Source organism: Streptomyces sp. XD-27 (genome assembly GCF_030553055.1).
Classification (GTDB): domain Bacteria; phylum Actinomycetota; class Actinomycetes; order Streptomycetales; family Streptomycetaceae; genus Streptomyces.
Genome location: NZ_CP130713.1, coordinates 7,457,336 through 7,474,002 on the forward strand (window position 1 = coordinate 7,457,336; position 16,667 = coordinate 7,474,002).

The 16,667-nt window shown below is 69.2% G+C and carries 13 protein-coding genes and 3 pseudogenes; 13 read left to right on the plus strand and 3 right to left on the minus strand.

All coding sequences use genetic code 11. The features are described from left to right. Positions 1-662 precede the first annotated feature (662 nt). From Q3Y56_RS32855 to Q3Y56_RS32865, 3 genes are all read left to right on the plus strand, one after another. Positions 663-1,565, plus strand: a complete 903-nt coding sequence (locus tag Q3Y56_RS32855) for a hypothetical protein (RefSeq protein WP_304465357.1) — start codon at positions 663-665, stop codon at positions 1,563-1,565. A gap of 151 nt (positions 1,566-1,716) precedes the next feature. Beyond that, positions 1,717-1,974 (plus strand): hypothetical protein, encoded by a 258-nt coding sequence (locus Q3Y56_RS32860; protein WP_304465358.1) that lies wholly within the window; start codon positions 1,717-1,719, stop codon positions 1,972-1,974. Positions 1,975-2,250: 276 nt separating this feature from the next. Continuing rightward, complete coding sequence (locus tag Q3Y56_RS32865) at positions 2,251-2,625, plus strand: hypothetical protein (RefSeq protein ID WP_304465359.1); 375 nt, start codon at positions 2,251-2,253, stop codon at positions 2,623-2,625. A 238-nt stretch (positions 2,626-2,863) separates the two neighbouring features. On the opposite strand, the gene Q3Y56_RS32870 is transcribed toward Q3Y56_RS32865, so the two are convergent. Further along, positions 2,864-3,589 carry a TetR/AcrR family transcriptional regulator gene (locus Q3Y56_RS32870; protein WP_304465360.1) on the minus strand — a complete coding sequence of 242 codons (726 nt, stop codon included), beginning with the start codon at positions 3,587-3,589 and terminating at the stop codon, positions 2,864-2,866. A gap of 139 nt (positions 3,590-3,728) precedes the next feature. Here Q3Y56_RS32870 and Q3Y56_RS32875 point away from each other — a divergent pair, with 139 nt between their 5' ends. From Q3Y56_RS32875 to Q3Y56_RS33680, 4 genes and pseudogenes are all read left to right on the plus strand, one after another. Further along, positions 3,729-5,183, plus strand: a complete 1,455-nt coding sequence (locus tag Q3Y56_RS32875) for a serine hydrolase (protein WP_304465361.1) — start codon at positions 3,729-3,731, stop codon at positions 5,181-5,183. A 53-nt stretch (positions 5,184-5,236) separates the two neighbouring features. Beyond that, positions 5,237-5,403: pseudogene (locus Q3Y56_RS32880) on the plus strand (transposase); the annotation flags it as partial. A gap of 21 nt (positions 5,404-5,424) precedes the next feature. After that, positions 5,425-5,619: a hypothetical protein gene (locus Q3Y56_RS32885; protein WP_304465915.1), complete on the plus strand. Its 195-nt coding sequence runs from the start codon at positions 5,425-5,427 to the stop codon at positions 5,617-5,619. 1,169 nt (positions 5,620-6,788) lie between these two features. Next, entirely contained in the window at positions 6,789-7,424 is a 636-nt protein-coding gene (locus tag Q3Y56_RS33680; protein WP_369696833.1) for a DnaB-like helicase C-terminal domain-containing protein, read from the plus strand. Positions 7,425-7,896: 472 nt separating this feature from the next. On the opposite strand, the gene Q3Y56_RS32895 is transcribed toward Q3Y56_RS33680, so the two are convergent. Continuing rightward, a complete protein-coding gene (locus Q3Y56_RS32895; RefSeq protein ID WP_304465362.1) occupies positions 7,897-8,937 on the minus strand; it encodes a vWA domain-containing protein in 1,041 nt (346 codons plus the stop codon). 830 nt (positions 8,938-9,767) lie between these two features. Between Q3Y56_RS32895 and Q3Y56_RS33685 the strand changes: the two are divergent. The 4 genes and pseudogenes from Q3Y56_RS33685 to Q3Y56_RS32915 form a co-directional block, all read left to right on the plus strand. Continuing rightward, positions 9,768-10,166: pseudogene (locus tag Q3Y56_RS33685) on the plus strand (DUF4158 domain-containing protein); the annotation flags it as partial. A gap of 1,585 nt (positions 10,167-11,751) precedes the next feature. Next, positions 11,752-12,547, plus strand: a pseudogene (locus Q3Y56_RS32905) (IS630 family transposase). A 9-nt stretch (positions 12,548-12,556) separates the two neighbouring features. After that, positions 12,557-12,751 (plus strand): hypothetical protein, encoded by a 195-nt coding sequence (locus tag Q3Y56_RS32910; RefSeq protein ID WP_304465364.1) that lies wholly within the window; start codon positions 12,557-12,559, stop codon positions 12,749-12,751. A gap of 356 nt (positions 12,752-13,107) precedes the next feature. Continuing rightward, positions 13,108-14,025, plus strand: a complete 918-nt coding sequence (locus tag Q3Y56_RS32915; protein ID WP_304465365.1) for a helix-turn-helix transcriptional regulator — start codon at positions 13,108-13,110, stop codon at positions 14,023-14,025. Here the strand turns inward: Q3Y56_RS32915 and Q3Y56_RS32920 are convergent. Next, positions 14,022-14,663, minus strand: coding sequence for an ATP-binding cassette domain-containing protein (locus tag Q3Y56_RS32920; RefSeq protein ID WP_304465366.1), 642 nt, complete (start codon positions 14,661-14,663; stop codon positions 14,022-14,024). The two genes, Q3Y56_RS32915 and Q3Y56_RS32920, sit on opposite strands and share 4 nt — an antisense overlap. Before the next feature lie 188 nt (positions 14,664-14,851). Between Q3Y56_RS32920 and Q3Y56_RS32925 the strand changes: the two genes are divergently transcribed. Beyond that, a complete protein-coding gene (locus Q3Y56_RS32925; protein ID WP_304465367.1) occupies positions 14,852-16,012 on the plus strand; it encodes a sensor histidine kinase in 1,161 nt (386 codons plus the stop codon). After that, positions 16,003-16,644, plus strand: coding sequence for a response regulator transcription factor (locus tag Q3Y56_RS32930; protein ID WP_304465368.1), 642 nt, complete (start codon positions 16,003-16,005; stop codon positions 16,642-16,644). The genes Q3Y56_RS32925 and Q3Y56_RS32930 overlap by 10 nt, the downstream gene beginning before the upstream one ends. The last annotated feature ends 23 nt before the right edge of the window (positions 16,645-16,667 follow it).

Here is a 16,667-nt window from a genome sequence, read left to right on the forward strand (position 1 = left end):
AGTAGATCGTCCTCGTCGCCGAGTGGCTGACCGAGGCGGAGCGCACCGGGAAGAAGCTTTCCGGGTCGGAGGTCGCTCGCAGGTTCGAGCTGTCCGCGAAGACGGGGCAGTGGCGGGTCATTGCGGCGGCGGAGTATCTGGAGGAGCAGCGTCAGAGGTCCGGCCGTGCGCACCTTCGGTCGGTCGGTAGCTGACCGACGTCGTCCAGCCAGTGGCTGATGACTGGGGCCGGTTATCGGCCACTCGTGTTCGCCCACAGGCGGTCGTGACCGATGGGCGGTGACTGATGCCTCGTGGTCGATGGCGGTGACCGGTGACTGATGGGCCTGTGACCGATACCGGGCGCTGGTGACCGGTGACCGATCCGGGCCTCATCGGGCATCGGTCATGACCGATCGGCGGCCCCGGCGGTAGCCGCGAGTCCGTGTAGCCTCCGGGCTTGCCCAGCCCCTGAAGGGGGCTTGCCCAGGGGCGGTTCGATCGGTGACAGGGGCTTGCCCGGCTCCTTGGGTGGCTTGCCTGATTGGTCACTGACTGGTTGCCCGCGACGTGGGCAAGCCTCCCACTTGCTCTTTGAGGGGGTTGGGCAAGCCTTCGGGCAAGCCTTTGGGTAAGCCCAGGTGAGGAGGGTTCTCGGCACGAGATCCGAAAGGAGCTGTGCCGTGGACAACCTGTCGTGTCCCGTCCTCACCACCGGCGGGATCTTCGACCGTCTGGATGCCGAGTGGGCGGTGCTGTGCGCGGACACCTCCGCCCGGACCACCGTGACCGGATGGCGGGTGACCGATTGGCTGGCCGGGGGCGTCGCCGCGCTGGCCGATTCCCCGTGGTGGGCCCTCGGCCCGGCCGAGGTGTTGGCCACCCTCGAACCGCGCGGCGACGGGCTGACCGTTGAGTTGGTCGACGCGGTGTTCCGCACCCTCCTGGAGCGCGCCGCCAGCTGTGGCCGATCGGCCGTCCTGGCTGCCCGGATCATCGTGCAGGCGATGATCCCGGCCGCGGTGCGGATCGCCCGTGGCCAGGTCCGCCCCTTCGGTGGCCGGTCCTTCGACGAGATCGGTCACATGGCGGTGGTCGCGCTGTTCGTCGTGGCGCGCTCCGGCCGCATCCACACCCGGCCCGGCCGTCCCGCCGCCAACCTCACGCTGGATGCCTTGGGCCGTGTGTGCCGTGACATCGCCGCCGAGCGCGAGCTCTTCGGCGACGACCTGGCCGCCGCCGGGGAGCAGGCGGATACCGTGGCCGGTCCGGACGAGGTGGCCCACGCCCGCGCGGTGCGTGCCGCCGCGACCGCGGCCGGTCTGGAGCCGGCCGGGCCCGGCACCGCGCTGGAAGCGGGCGACGCACGGGACGCACGGGTGGAGCTGCTCGGGCTGGTCCTGGAGGCGTTGGAGTCCGGCGCCCTCTCGCTGGCCGACGGTCAGGCGATCGCCTGGCACTGCAACACCGCTCCTGTCCCGGACGCCCTGGCCGCCTCCCACGCCGGTACCACGGCCGGCGCGTGGCAGCGGCGGCGCAGCCGCGCCGTAGGTCGGCTGAAGGCTGCGTGTCGGCCGGCGGCATGACACCCGGCCGCCGCCGCGCACCTCATCCGCTCGCCCCTACCGCAACGGAGATCCGTATGCCCTCCACCACGAAGGTGCTGGACGCCGACGAAGAGCGTGTCACCCGTGCCCAGTGTTTGCTGATCGGACCACGTGCCCGATGACTCCTGCGATGGGTTTCCCCTTCGCTGTCACTTTCGAAGGCGGCTGCGACGGGGCGCTGTGCGCGGACATCGTGTCCAAGTTCGAGATCGGTCAGTGGATGGTCTACGAGGCCAGGACGGACAAGCCGGTGAAGAAGACCGAGCTGTGCGTTCGGGGCCACGTCACGCTGGATGACAACCGGGATGCCGGCGGTGAGCTCGGCCGGTTCGCGAGCGGCCGGCGCGTCCTGGACACGGAGAAGTACACGTTGACCATCATCAGCTGAGCCCCCCCATCCGTCCTACCGGCCGGGTCCCGGGCAGCGGCCCGGGGCCCGGCCCGATCATGGAGCCATGATGACCATCGACCGCGAAGATGCATGGCAGTGGGCCACCGATCCCCGAACTCCGGCGTTGTGCATCACCTTCACCCGCGGCGGAACCGCCGAGGAAGTGGTTGAGGCGTACGGAGCCGACCTCACCCAGGCCGCCGTCCTCACCCGGGCCGCCGTCCTCACCTGGGCCCAGGTCATCGCTGCTTTTTCCTCCGCACGGCGGGTGCAGTGCTGCGTGTCGGCGCGCTTGGCCCGTGGTCGTTCTGCTGCGGGGACCGCGAGCGGGGAGGGCTTCAGGCCGGTGGTCCTCCCAGGTTCTCCCGTGACACCGAGACCGTCCAGGTCTTCAAGGGCGGCGATGGCGTGACCGGCATCGAATACCTGCGGGCCGGGCGCACCATGGAACGCTTCGAGCCGGGTATGGCCACCGCAGCCGGCGGAGGTCCCCACAGTCTCTTCGACCGGGCGCAGTGGTTCGCCGCAGCGCAGCCCCTGCGCACTCCCGCACTTCGCACCGGGCTTCGCGCCGTCGGCCACTACATCGGCGCTGACGTGGACGCCGCCGGGCTCGGCGACCCTCTGCTCATCGCCCTTCATCGCTGATGCGCACCGCAGTACCCGCACCTATGCACCGGCACCCGGTCGGCAGCCCGCACCGGTACCCGGCCGGCAGCCCGCACGGGCACTGGGCCGCAAGCTCGGATCCGTAACGCCTTCCAGTGAAACCTGAACCCGGTGTTGCCGATCGGCGCGCTGTTGTGGCCGATTCGGGCGAGCCGGCTCTGGACGGGCCGCAGGGTGGCCAGACCGGCGGGTTGGCCTGATACTGCAACACGCTTTTTTAGGGCGTGAGTCGGGCTGCCAGGCCATCGAGGACGCGGTCGAGCCCGTACGCGAAGTTGTCGTCGCGGATCCGTTGCGGGTGCATGTCCTGTTGGGCGGAGCTTCCCGCGCGCAGCCGCGGGTGCTCCTGCGTGGCCTCGTCGAAGGCCGGTCGCAGGCCCGCCACCCACTCCTGCTCGGTCTTGCCGCTGCGGGCGATCAGTGAGAGGTACGCGGCCTCGGCGGTCGCGATCCCGATGACGTACGCCATGAGTGTGCCCATGGCCTGGTCCATCTCGTCCGCGGGGAAGCCCGCCGCCTCGAACTGCGCGAGCAGCGCCGATGACATCCGCATGGCGTTGGGGCCGATGTGGACGAGGCCGACCTGGCCCAGTTCGGGGGCGATCCATGGGTGGCGCAGGGTCATGGCCCGCAGTTCGGTAGCGGTGCGGGTGACGGCCGCGCGCCATCGGGTGCCGTCGACGGCGGTAGGTACGTCCGGTTCGCCGTAGACGTCGTCCACGACCAGCTCGATCAGTTCGTCCTTGTTGGCCACGTGCCGGTACAGGGAGGTGGCCGCCGTACCCAGGCGGGTGCCGAGCTTGCGCATGCTGAGCTCCTCGACGCCCTCCGTGTCCAGCAGGCGGATCGCTTCGGCGACGATCTGCTCGCGGGTCAGGTGTTCCCGCTGCCGGGGGCGCGGCCGGGTCCACACCGAGGCGGTCGGCTTCTCGTCGGCTGGCATGCGGCCCTCGTCTCTGCTCGTCCCACGTCCATCGTCCCCACCACGTTAGCGCACACCGTACGCGCCTTGCGTACAGCGTTACGTCATGCATACAGTGTTCGCATCGGGGGAACGTCGTACGCAACAGATGGGGGCTGACATGTCGAAGAACGTGAGCTGGGACGTGCAGGGCAACTGGGAAGCCAAGGGCGACTGGGGGACCAGGGACTCGGCGGGCAAGAAACTGGACCTCGTCCACTGGCAGAATCGCCTCGACGCACTGCGCGCCAAGCACCACGTCCCGGCCGCGTCCCTCGCGCTCCTCGTGGACGGGACCGTCCACGAGTTGGCCAGTGGTGTGCTCCATCGCGGCACGGGCGTGACGGCGACGACCGACTCGGTCTACCAGATGGGCTCGATCGCCAAGATCTACACCGCCACCCTGATCATGCGGCTCGTCGAATCGGGCCGCCTGGACCTGGACGCGCCCATCGTGGACGTGCTGCCGGAGTTCTCGGTCGCCGACCCCGAGGCGACCAGGGCGATCACCACACGCCGGCTGCTCAGCCACACCAGCGGTCTCACCTGCGACTTCACCTACGACAGCGGGCGCGGCGACGACTGCCTCGCCAGGTACGTCGAGGCCGCGAAGGGTGTGGCGCTCGACTGCCCGCCCGGCACCGCGATTTCGTACAGCAGCATCGGGTACAACGTGCTCGGCCGGATCGTCGAGGTGGTGACGGGCCAGGTCTGGGACGAGGCCCTGAAGGACCTGCTCCTCACTCCGCTCGGCCTCACGCACACGGTGACGCTTCCCGAGGAGGCGCTGCGGTTCCGTGCGGCGATGGGGCACCTGGGCGAAGCGGGCCAGGACCCGGACCCGGCACCGTCCTGGGACCTGATGCCGCGCTCGGCCGGCCCCTACGGCAGGGTCATCGCCACGGCCGGGGACGTCGCGCGGCTCGCGCAGATGCACCTCAACGGCGGTGTGGCGCAGGACGGCACGCGCGTGCTCTCCGAGGGGACGGTCGCGCTGATGCAGCGGCGCGTGGTCGACTCCCCCGACAAGTGGACCGTCAGCGCGGATGGTTGGGGCCTGGGCTGGACCCTGTACGACTGGAACGGCGTCCAGGGGTACGGGCACGACGGCGCCTCGATCGGGCAGTACGGCTATCTGCGCGTGGTGCCCTCGGCGGGCGTCGCGGTCGCGCTGCTCACCAACGGCGGCGGTGCGCGCGAACTGTACGCGGCGCTCCACCGGGAGCTCCTCGCCGAGTTGGCCGGGGTGACGATGCCGGAGCCCTTCGCCCCGCCGGCCCAGCCGCCCGTGGTCGACTTCGCGCCGTTCGTCGGCACGTACCGGCGCGAGGGCGTGGTCATCACCGTGACCGAGCGGGACGGTGCGGGCCACGCGGTGTACGAGTTCGTCGACGGTATGAAGGACTTCTCCGAGCCCCTGGAAATAGACCTGGTACCGGTGACGGAGACGGTCTTCGCGGGGACCGGGGTGGGCGCGGCGTTCAGCGAGGACTACATGCCCGTGGTCTTCTCCACCCTGGAGGACGGCACGGCCTGCGTCTACATCGGCATGCGCTGCGGCCCCAAGGTCGCCTGAGGCGTGTCCGACGGGTCGCGTGACCGAGCCGTGCTGGTGTCGTTCCGGCCGGCGTGGGGCGAGGTGATCTGTCGGATCGGGAGTGGGCCCGGCTTGAGCCGCACCTGCCGAAGCACATGGGACGGGGCGGGCGGTGGACGTGCCACCGCAAGGTGATCAACGCCGATCTTGTTCCGGGCAGCGGACCGGCATCCTGTGGCGGGACCTGCCGACGCGATTCGACCCGGCCGCCCGGGCCCGGATGAAGTCCTGGCCGTTGTGGGCGCGGACGGCGGCCCGCCCCAAGCTCGGCGACCTGGCCGTGGCCAGCACACCCGAAGCCGGTGGTGTGCCGCAGGTGTTGCTGGACCGGACAACACCGGTCACGGTCCTGCTCGACGCCGCGCTGCTCCCGCCCGGCAGGGGACTGGGGACTGGTGACCGTTCCCGGCGATGACGACCAGGCCGTACCCGTCGACGCACCGGCCGCCGCTCCGCCGGCTGCCGACACGCGCCCGGTCCCGCTCCGGCCGCTGGCAAGGCAGCGCCCGCCATGCCGGCGCCGACCACCGCCGATGCCGCCCTCACCGGGACCCGTGAGACCACGCCCGCCGCGTCGGCCACGGTTGCCGAAGCCTCCGCTGCCGTGTCGCCTTCCGCGTCTGCTGCTGGCTGCGCCGAGCTCGACCCCGTGCCGTCGCCCCTGCCTGGTGCCCGGCGGCGTCGCTCCCGCTGTCCGGGCCGCCGAGGGCCGCCGCCCCGGATCCTGCCGAGCTGGACTCCGTGGCCGTCGCCTCCTCCTTCCCGGTACCGAGCTCCGTCTCCGCGCCTGCGCCGGCCGGGGCGGCTCAGGCCCTGCCCCGGCCGGTCCTGCCATCGGTCCTGTTGCCGGTGCTGTGTCCGCAGCGCCTGGTCGGGCGCCGGAGGCGACCGCGTCGACGGCCGCTGGCCCCGCCCGCTGCTGTCGACGGCACTACGACGGCCGGGCCAACCGACTCCGCCGCGCGTGAGTCCACCACGCCAGGCGCCGGGCCGGTAGCCGACGCCGTGCCCGTTCCTGAGGTGTTGCAGGGCACGCAACACCCCGCGAGGGGAGGATCGTCGGCTGGGGAGTCGGTGGCGTCCGAGCGGCAGGTCGCTCCTTCCGGTTTCGCCGCCGACCGCGCGTGCGCCGGTTCCGCCGCTGCCGCGTCCGGTGTTGGGGCGCGCCGAGGTCGGCGCCTCGTCCGCTCTGGCCGATGCCGCCGCCTGTGCCCCCGGGCTCCCCGTCACCCCGGCCGCTCCCACCATGCCCGCGGTCGTGCCTGCTGCCGGTACACGGGAAGGCCCTGACGTCCCCACCACGCCCGCTGCTGCTGCGCCCGGTTCGGCCGACCGTGCAGGGTCGGCTGACCGTGCTGGTTCGGCTGACGCTGCCGGGGGCTGGCCGAGGAGCCGGCCGGTACCGGGGCGGGGGAGGGTCCCGTCATCCCGGCCGGGGAGCGTGGACCGGAGACCACCCGGGGCCCGGCGGCCGTGTCGCGTCGTCCGCGTCGGCTGCACGGCCTGGGCGACGTCGTCGATGGAGCCCTCGCCCCACCGCCGAGCCGCGCGCCGCTGACCGGCTTGCTTTCGGCCTGACCGGTCGTGGATACCGCGTTGGGTGGTCTGGTCGCGAGTGCGTTGACGGTGGTGGCGGCCGCGCCGCACGCCGGTGGCAGCCTGCTGGCCGCCGCAGCCGCCCGGCACACCGCTCTGACCCGTGGTCTGCCTGTGCTGTATGCGGCGTCCGGGCTGACCCGTACCGATGTCGCCATGCGGGTCATCGCGGCCGAGGCGAGGGTGGACTACCGCCGGCTGCGCGCGGGCACCCTCACTGACCGGGAGCGGCAGGCCGCGGCCGAGGCGCGTTCCCGGCCGGCCGACGCCGCTGTGCACATCGATGACGGCACCGGGCTGAATGCCGAGGCGATCGCCGAGACGGCCCCGGACATCGAGGGCTTGGCCCTGGTGGTGGTCGACCGCCTCCAGCACGCCCACCCACGACCCCCTCGTCCCGCTGTCCGGCCCGGCCCTGCCCGCGGCCGCCCGGCACCTGGCGCATCTCGCGCGCCGCCTGAACCTGCCGGTCGTGGCCGCCCTCGACACCGACGTCCCCGAGTTCGTCGATGCTCTCGACGCCGCCCAGGTGACGCTCACCTTGACCCGCAGCGGCGAGCTGGCCCAGGTGGGCGTGGCCGAACGCGACTTCGGCCACCTGACCACCATCCACCTGCACGCTGATCTGCGCTGCGCCCGCTTCACCGACCCGCCACGCCGGTTCAACGCGGCCGAGGCGTTCGCCGGCGACGCCGGCCAGGCGGTCCAGACCGAGCTCCTCGCCGCCGCCCGCCCCTACCTCACCGCAGCGGGACAGCAACTGCCCGAGCGCCTGGCCGCCAAGCTCGCGCAACTGGAGCATGCCGTGGCGGAGGGCTTCGACATGGTGCCGCTGCTGCAGGAGGCCGTGGCGGACATCGCGGCCGGACCACTGGCGCTCCCGGACACCGCTGACGGCCGTCGCCCTGACCGCGTTCGCCATCGAGCAGCCTGCAACCGTCGACGTGAACGAGATCGTCGTCCGGCCCACCGCCCAGAACTGACCCCGCTCACATTCGAGGCGCATTTCCGACCCGGACCTTAAAACCCCAAGCCCACTCCGGGACCGGGGTCGGCCGGCCCCACCGGTGGGACCGGCGGGGCTTTTCAAAAGGTGTCAGGTCATGAGCAGTAGCCTTGTGTGCGGTACCAGCTTCCGGTTGACGCTGGTGCTTTGTACGAAGATTGTGAAGTCGTCGTTGTGGTCCGGTTTGACGCGGACTTCCGTATCCGGCAGGCCGAGTAGGGCTCGGGCCTCCGGCCCCGTGTACACCCGGTCCGTCTTCTTCTCCAGCACCGCAATCTGCTTTCGCGCCTGGATCTTCTCCGACTTGCTCAACTGATAGAACGCGCAACCGGTACGGAAAGTGCGCCCGCATTCGATGACCCAGTCCCGGATCGCCGCTTCACGAGCCACCGGAATCAGCTGGTACTCCGACGGATTCACCGGGGTGAGACCGGTTGCCTTGATGGTGTCCTTGTTGACCACCTCTGCGCCTGTGGAGAAAACCGCGCGCGATCCCCGGATTCCCTGGGTGCGGCCCACCATGAATTTTTCGGTGGCCTGCTGGATGACCTGCCCGGCTTCCTCCAGGCCTTGTGTGCTTGTGGCGTCCCAGATGGCGATGTTGTCTTTGGGGAAACCGCACTGCATGGCCTCGCGCTTGCCCATCTGGTCCGGCACAAGGACCGCCATCGTCCAGTTGTCCTCCTGCGTCGCGAACATCTTGGCCACGGCCTGGACCAGTTCACGCGGATCCCTGGCAGGGGCATCCAGGCAGCGATGACTTGCGTTCTCCTGTCCGTCGGTCAGTATGAATGTCAGGAAGCTGTGGTCGCCATACAGTTGGGCTGTCTGCGCCAGCTCCCGCTGTGACTTGAGTGTGGCGGCCAGCAGAGCCGTCATTCCGCCGACCCGGTACAGCTGTTTCAGGGACGGCATCCGCAGTACGTCCTTGTCGTAGATGACGCACTTCACCTTGTCCGCGAAGACGTACACCGTGACGCGGGTTTCCTGGTCCAGTTCCTTCGATCGGCGGGCGAGATAGGCAATCTGCTGGTCGGCGACTTCGACGACCTTGCGGCTCAGGTGTGTCATGGACGAACTGGCATCCAACACAAGAGCAACGTGGTTGATGTAGTTCTGGCTTCCGGACATGACCGCTCCCCCCTTTTGTTTCCGACTCGGTGCTCCGATCTTCTCACCCACCACTGACAATCGATCCTGGGTTCCGGGCTGGATGCAGAGCCCGCTCCATCAGGGGCGCAACCGGACGGCTGCGCACTACCGCGTTTGCGGGATCGATCCGGGAGGGCGTTCTGCGGGTTGTCTGGTGGTCCGCCCCAGGAGCGGTGGTTCACGCCCACTGCGCGCCCGGCTCCGTCAGCGCGGTCCGCTGGTCCTGGGTGAGTCTGCCGCGCCTGCTCTTGGTGCTGGAGAGCCATACCCCAAGCCGGTGTTCGACCGGCTCTGCCCGCCCTCCCTCAAGATCATTTCGATGTGTCCCCTCGGCGCCGGCTGCGAGGGTGTGGAGGCTGGGCAGGTCGTCCTGCCGGACGTGTCGAGCCGGTCCGGCAGACGCTCGCCCTGGCGCCCTGTGAGCAAGCCGCGAAGACCGAACGTGACAGGTCAGAGCATCGAGTTCGGGGCAGTGTGTCCGGACGGCCTTGAGCTGAAGCTGCTCGGACTCGGTGACGTGCCCGGGTGCCGGAGGATCCACCCGGCGACGGCCCGAGGCGAGGGCGGCCGGGCGGTCACCGGCCTTGGCGAGGTGCGCTTTTGTCGTGCAGGTAGGCACGAACACGCTGGTAGCTGCCTGTACCCCGAGCGGCACGCTCTCCTCCCACAGCTAGGGTGCTGAGGAACATCGGAACGAAAACCGGCGCTAAGCCCTCCCTGCTCTCCGGAGCCCGTTGACCTGCAGTTCCGTAGTTCCGTGGTGGTTGAACCCTCGGCGGTCGCTTTGATCAACTGCCTGGACGTCCGGGATGCCGGTCGAGTTCCTGACGGATGAGCAGGCCGCGGGGTACGCGGCGTTCCGAGGGGCGCCGGCCCGCGCGGAGTCGGAGCGGTTCTTCTTCCTGGACGACGCGGACCGGGAGCTGGCCGAATCGAAGCGGCGGGCGCATAACCGGCTTGGCTTCGCAGTCCAGCTGACGACGGTGCCCTACCTCGGGGTGTTCCTGGACCACCCGACCGACGTCCCGGTGGAGCTCGCGGACTACCTGGCCGAGCACCCGGACATCGGGGACGCCTCGGTGCTGAAGGCGTACGGCGAGCCGACGAACACCCGCCTCGACCACGCGCGCGAGCTGCGGCAGCTGCTGGAGTACCAGGAGTTCGGCGAGGCGGAGCCGGAGCAGCGGGCGTGGGTGGACGCGCGGGCGCCGTGCCGGCCTCGACCAGCAGGGTGGAACAAGGTCGAGCCCGCCTTCACGCTGCACACCACCGCACCGCCGCGTGTGCTCGCAAGGCGGATCGCGGAATCGGGCCAGCCCGGCCAGCCCGGCCAGCTCCCGCGCGGACGCTACGGCTACCAGACGGTCCGCGAACCGCGCTCACCCTCTGGGCTGCAGCACCAAGCTGGGCCTACCCGCCGAGGCAGCAGGCGCGAGGCCCGCTCCTGGATACCACGCGTTGTACGAGTGACTGTGTGCGTTCATGCCCTGCCCAACGCGACCAGGCCCATGTGGTGCCTGGCCGGGAGGAATGGATTACCCCGGCAGGCAAGGCACGCACAGGCCCGCGATATACGCAGGTAGGGAACATGGCCACTCTCGGCAGGACGAGGAACCGGGGTGACCAGGCGGCGCTCTCCCTGTTACTCAAGATCCGCTGCCTGGGCTGCGTCCCCAAAGGACGGCCCAGATGTCCGCAGCCGTTGTTCAGGTACCGGTATCCCAGCGTGTCGCTCGCCGTAAGGTGGCCGTTTCTCGGCGCGCAGAACGTCAGGGCGCCCAGGCACAGCCGCTCCACGGTGTCCAGCGCCTCGTCCCTCGTGCATCGTCGGGTGGGTCCAGCACGGCTCCGTGAATCTGCGCCTCCATGCCTGCACGAACAGCGGCGCGGTGAGCCGCTGGTCGGGGCCGCACTCATCCAACCGGTGCAGGTGGCACTCGTCTTCAGAGGCAATCAGGGCTTGGACGTCGCGGAGCTGGGCAGCCGCCTCCGCCAGCCGCGGGGTTTGCTCGTACAACAGCCGGTGCATCCTGGGCCGGGCTGGCCCGATGGAGCTGAGCGACAGCGCGCACCACCGTGCGCGGGCAGCGGAGGGCGTGAGCGGCGCGGCCGAGTGTACGAGTGAAGCGACGCTCCACGCCCTCATACCGCAGTGCTCGCTCCGCTGACAGAAAGAACAGCAAGGAGAACCAGCTTTCCCACGCCAAGCCATGGTCGGCGCCATCAGACACACTCCATATCCGAAATCTCGAACAGGCACTCCGCATTCGAAGGCTTAAAAAGGCCCTCGACATGCCGTTTTAGCCAGGAGATCCGGAATGGGAGTCTCAAGGTCCGCTCCTCGATGGCCCACTCTGACGCAATTCTGGCGCCGTCAATTGCACTCCGAGCTGACGATCGGCTACAGCTCTCACCTGGCCCTTCCCCGCCGCACCTCGCGTTCGTCGGCGGCAGAGCCGCATGTCGGAGTGACCAAAAACCGGCCGCAGTACTGCGTCACAGCGAAGCCAGATCATTTCAGCCACTTCGAAATACGTCTGTTGCGCATGGTGATGCTGTTGTGGAAGATGTTGAGTGCAACTAGGTAAGCCGACAACCCCTTTCGGTGGCCGCGAACCGCTATCACCGAATGAATGGAGAGAGACCCTGGTGTCTCGTGATCCTGTCAGCGTTACTTGATCTTGTGCGTCTCGTTCTCTTGGCACGGAGCTCTCCGTGGAACAGTCCGCCGAGCTACGGGAGTTGGTGAGCAGCCGGGACGTTCCTGCGGATATAGCCACGCGGGGCCGGATCGTGCTCTGGTCTGCTGAGGGGCGTCGGCGCAAGGACATCGCCGAGCTGCTTGGAGTGTCGCTGCCGACGGTGGACCGCTGGAAGCGCCGTTATGCCGAGCACGGCCTGGCCGGGCTGGAAGGTGACCGGCCCGGCGGGGCCCGGGAACAAGTGCCGGCACGGGTACGGGCCCGGGTGATTGCGCTGACGCGTATGACGCCGCCGGACGGCACTGGTCTTTCGCACTGCTCGACACGCGAGTTGGCGAAGTATCTGCAGCGGGCAGAGGGCGTCACCGTGTCCTGGCACTACATCGCGCGGGTCTGGCCGGAGGAGAGCCTCAAGCCGCACCGGTCGAGCACCTTCAAGATTTCGAGGGACGCGGCGTTCACGCAGAAGGTCACCGACGTGATCTGTCTCTATCTGGACCCGCCGGGAGGCGCGGTAGTGCTGTCGATCGCCGAGAAGACGCGGGGCGCTGGACCGGACCCAGCCGGTGCTGCCTGTGGCGTTCGCGGCCGCCGAGAAGCGCACCCACGACTATGTGCGGCATGGCACGACGAACCTGTTCGCCGCCCTCGACGTAGGCACCGGGGAAGTCATCGGTGAGTGCAAGCCGAACCGGAAAGGCACGACCTTCCTGGCTTTCTTGAAGAAGGCGGTGAAGCCGCACGCGGGCATGGAGATCCATGTCGTCCTGGACGACCTGTCCACGCACACCACGCCGGAGGTGAAGACATGGCTGGCGAAGAACCCGCATCTCCACTTCTACTTCACTCCTGTCGGCTCCTCCTGGTTGAACCAGATCGAGATCTGATTCGGCATCTTGACCCGGCAGTCGATCCGCCGCGGGACGTTCTCCAGCGTCAACGTCCTGGTCAAGCAGATTCGCGACTACATCAACTCCTGGAACCAGGAGGCAAAACCCTTCACCTGGATCGCGACCGCCGACGAGGTTCTCGCCAAGGTCAGCCTCGTCCAGACCAACGTGAAGAAACTCGTCAGTATCCATGCGAAATGATGCAAACGGGGCCACGAGACACTAGGTTCCGCCGTCTTCGGCATCTTCGCTCCACACACGGGCCCATCAGACCCACGTCAGCACCCTTCTGGGGGCCAGGCAATGGTCCATATCCAGCCGGTTATGCGGGGCGACCGGCGGAGTACCCGGTCATGATGCAAAGTTAAATCACGATAGGCCGACCGTTGCCAGGCCTGTTGGTGAACGAATGTCCTTGTCGTTGCTGGCGATACGAGCTTAGGCTCCTGTGTCTAGAGCACCTCGGGGGCGTCACATCGGGGATGGGTGACATGTTGCGTATACAAGTAACCAACAAAGACATTCAACGCTTAAGAATGGTTCATACGTTAGGGCCAGTGTCCGAAGCGGTCTTCGCACTTCACCGCTTCGGACGTGACCGGGCTCGCAGCGGTATCGGTTGGCACAAGTTCGTGCGCGAGCGACTCGGCGACGATCTGCCCGCCATAGACGAGGTCGTGTCCGAGTACCGGGTCGTTCCCGATCTTCTGTGGCTGCTCGAGCGGGATGGAACCGACGCGGATTCGGTGCCGTCGGCCGTTCGCGCCCGGGCTCGCCGCCTCGCCCAGGTGGTCTTCCTGTTCTGCTCCGCGGGCATCCTGCCCTACTGGTCGCGAATGCAGGCCCGGCTGGAGATCGAGCGTGACATGCGCGGGCGGATGGCCATCACGAACGGCGTCGAGTTCCTGCTCGCAGGCCTGCACCCCAAAGTGACATGGGAGTCCTCGGAGCTGCGCATCGCGTCCAGCTTCGACCTCGACATCAAACTCGACGGGCGCGGCCTGACCCTGAGCCCCTCGCTCTTCCTCCCCGACAAGACCTGCGTGCTCGTGCGCTCCGAGCGGCAGTCCGGCGTGCCCGCACTCGTCTTCTCCACGCCTCTGGATCTCAACGATCTGGAGTCGCTCCCCGAGGAATCGGAGGACGAGGGCGACCGGGCGCTGGCCGCCCTCGTCGGAGCCACCCGTGCGGCCGCCCTGCGCGCGCTGTCCGAGAGCGGCACCACCGGCGATCTGTCCGACCGACTCGGCATCTCTCTCTCCGGCGCCAGTAAGCAGGCCACTGTGCTGCGCGAGGCAGGTCTGATCACGACGTTACGCAACCGTACTACCGCCATGCACACACTCACTCCGCTCGGCTTGGCGCTCCTGCAAAGGAAGTTGCCCGCCGAGCTCACCCGTTTGTTGGGCAACCCAGGCGGCCCAGGCAACCCACGGGTGGGTGAGCTGCGGGGCAGTCCAAGGCCCCGCAGCTAAGGCATGACCCGTGTCTCGACCACGCGCCCCTCGGCGAGCAGCACCACCGCGTCGGCCCGTTCCAGAGAGGCCAGGTCCGCGGCCGAGGCCACGACGCAGAGCCCCTGCCGGTCCACCAGGTCGCGCAACAGGTCCAGGATCGCCGCCGCGGTGGCGGGCGGAAGTCCGCTGGTGAGGTCGTCGGCGAGCAGCACGTCGGGGGCGTCGGCGACCGCGACCGCGACCGCGGCCGCGCGTTGCCGACTCTCCGTCAGACCAAGTACGGGGGCTTCCCGCTCCTCCCACAGGTCCAGCCGGTGCAATGCCTCACGTAGCAGCTCGGCCGCCCCGGTCGGCAGCCGGACAAGCACCGAGGCGAGCGTGCCGAGCGTCGCCAGCTGCTCCGTCACCGGCCGGAGCCCGACGTGCGCGAGCCGGAGCCCCTCGGAAAGACGGACCTCGCCCGCCGTCACCGGATCCAGCCCCGCGGCGCACCGCAGGACGCTGGTCTTGTCCGCGGCGGTCGGCCCGGCCAACGCCGTCCAGGTGCCGGCCTCGCACGCGAAGGTCACATTCTCTATCTCACATCCAGACTCGATGCCCCCGGCTCCGATCGTGCCGACATGGCACAGCCGCAGAGCCGGACGCTGGTCAGTCATGGTGATCCCTTTCAACGCTCGGGAGGTAGGTTGTGCAACCGGTCCGCCATCCCCGTTCCATTCCGGCGAAGATGGGTCGAGTCTCTCCACCTCTGGTTCCGGAAACTGGGCCTGAGCAGCAGGTTATGGCCTCCGGCGCTGACAAGGCCATACCCCCTGCCCCCGGGGCAGAACTACAGCCTGCTGTAATGCGCGCGGCGCCCTGGTCTGCTCCGGTGATCCGTGCCTGGGCGCCGCCGCTGCGGGCCACGGTCTATCTGCTCGGGGGATTCGGCACCGCGGCCATGAGCCTTCTGTCGTTTGTGCTGCTCTGTCACCCGAGCATGCGTCAGTCGTGGGCCGAGTGGCACCGGCAGCGAGCCGGTCGTCTGCTGAGCCGTCCGGTCCGTGCGCAGAGCATCGCCCTGCCCCGTCATCTGTACTGGCTCGCCCTGCACGTCACGTTCGGCCTCGCCTGTGGGCTCGCCACGGCCATCTGCGTCGGCAACGCGCTGCTGGTCGTGGTGACGCTGCTGCTGTGGTGGGCGTTTCCGGCGCAGGACAGCCCGAAGACGGTGCTGGACATCCCGGTGCTCGGCCGGTACGGGGACGTCATCGTCGGTCCGTCGGTGGGGACCGTCCTGTTCGCCGCCGGCTGCCTGGCGCTGCCGCCGCTCGCCACGGGATATGCCCGCCTGACTCTCGCCGTGCTCGCGTCGTCGCGTACCCAAAGACTCACCGATCGCGTTGCCACGCTCACCCGCACCCGCAGTGACGCGCTCGAGGCGCACGGCGCCGAGTTGCGGCGGATCGAGCGCGACCTGCACGACGGCACCCAGGCACGGCTGGTGGCCGTGGCCATGCGGCTCGCGGTGGCCCGGCGGTGCCTCGACCGTGACCCGGCCACCCTCGCCCGGATGCTGCGCGAGGCGACCGACGTCACCGAGGAGGCGATGGTCGAGCTTCGGGAAGTGCTCCGCGGCATCTACCCGCCCATCCTCGCCGACCGCGGGCTGCCGGGAGCTCTGCGCACCGTCGCCGCCCGGGGCGGCGTGCCGGTCTCGATCGATATCGGCGAGCTGCACCGGATCCCGGCGGCCATCGAGGCGGTCACCTATTTCGTGGTCACCGAGGCACTCACGAACGTGGCCAAACACAGCCGGGCCACCGAGGCGGGGCTGAGAGTGCGGCGCGTCGACGACGTGCTGACGGTCGTCGTCACCGACAACGGCGTGGGCGGCGCGCGGGAAAACGGCGGCAGCGGACTGGCCGGTCTCCGTGGCCGCGCGCAGGCTCTCGACGGCTGCGTCACGGTCGTCAGCCCGGCAGGCGGCCCCACCACGATCACCGTAGAGCTGCCGTGCGGATAGTCATCGCGGAGGACAACGTCCTGCTCGCCACCGGCCTGGAACTGCTGCTGACCAATTCCGGCTACGAGGTGGCCGAGGTCGCCGCCGACGCCGAGGGATTCCTGGCCGCGGTGGACCGGCGTCGCCCGGCCGTCACCATCGTCGACGTGCGGCTGCCGCCGCGGTTCCGCGACGAAGGCATCCGGGCCGCGATCGAGGCCCGGCGCGTCCATCCCGGTCTGCCGGTCCTGGTCCTGTCCCAGTACGTGGAGCAGACGTACGCGCTCGAGCTGCTTTCCAGCAGCGGGGGCGGCGTCGGCTATCTGCTCAAGGACCGCATCAGCCGGGTCGACGAATTCCTGGAGGCGCTTGACCGGGTGGCCGCCGGCGGCACGGCGCTCGACCCCGACGTGGTAACCCAGTTGCTTGCCAGGCAAACACAGCCGCTGTCCACCCTTACCCCCCGGGAGCAGGAGGTCCTGGCGCTCATGGCAGAGGGGCACGACAACGCCACACTGGCCAAGAAGCTGTCCATCACCGACAACGCCGTACACAAGCACATCGGCAACATCTTCGCGAAGTTCGGGCTCACCGCGGCCGACGTCGGCCATCGGCGGGTCCGGGCCGTGCTGACCTATCTGGAAGCACGCTGAGGGCTGAGATCTCGTACACGACA

Excerpts from the sequence above, each read along its gene's own strand:
- Q3Y56_RS32860 (WP_304465358.1), top strand. The coding sequence starts at position 1,717 with ATGGGTTTCCCCTTCGCTGTCACTTTCGAAGGCGGCTGCGACGGGGCG.
- Q3Y56_RS32870 (WP_304465360.1), bottom strand. The coding sequence starts at position 3,589 with ATGCCAGCCGACGAGAAGCCGACCGCCTCGGTGTGGACCCGGCCGCGC.
- Q3Y56_RS32875 (WP_304465361.1), top strand. The coding sequence starts at position 3,729 with ATGTCGAAGAACGTGAGCTGGGACGTGCAGGGCAACTGGGAAGCCAAG.
- Q3Y56_RS32885 (WP_304465915.1), top strand. The coding sequence starts at position 5,425 with ATGAAGTCCTGGCCGTTGTGGGCGCGGACGGCGGCCCGCCCCAAGCTC.
- Q3Y56_RS32895 (WP_304465362.1), bottom strand. The coding sequence starts at position 8,937 with ATGTCCGGAAGCCAGAACTACATCAACCACGTTGCTCTTGTGTTGGAT.
- Q3Y56_RS32920 (WP_304465366.1), bottom strand. The coding sequence starts at position 14,663 with ATGACTGACCAGCGTCCGGCTCTGCGGCTGTGCCATGTCGGCACGATC.
- Q3Y56_RS32925 (WP_304465367.1), top strand. The coding sequence starts at position 14,852 with ATGCGCGCGGCGCCCTGGTCTGCTCCGGTGATCCGTGCCTGGGCGCCG.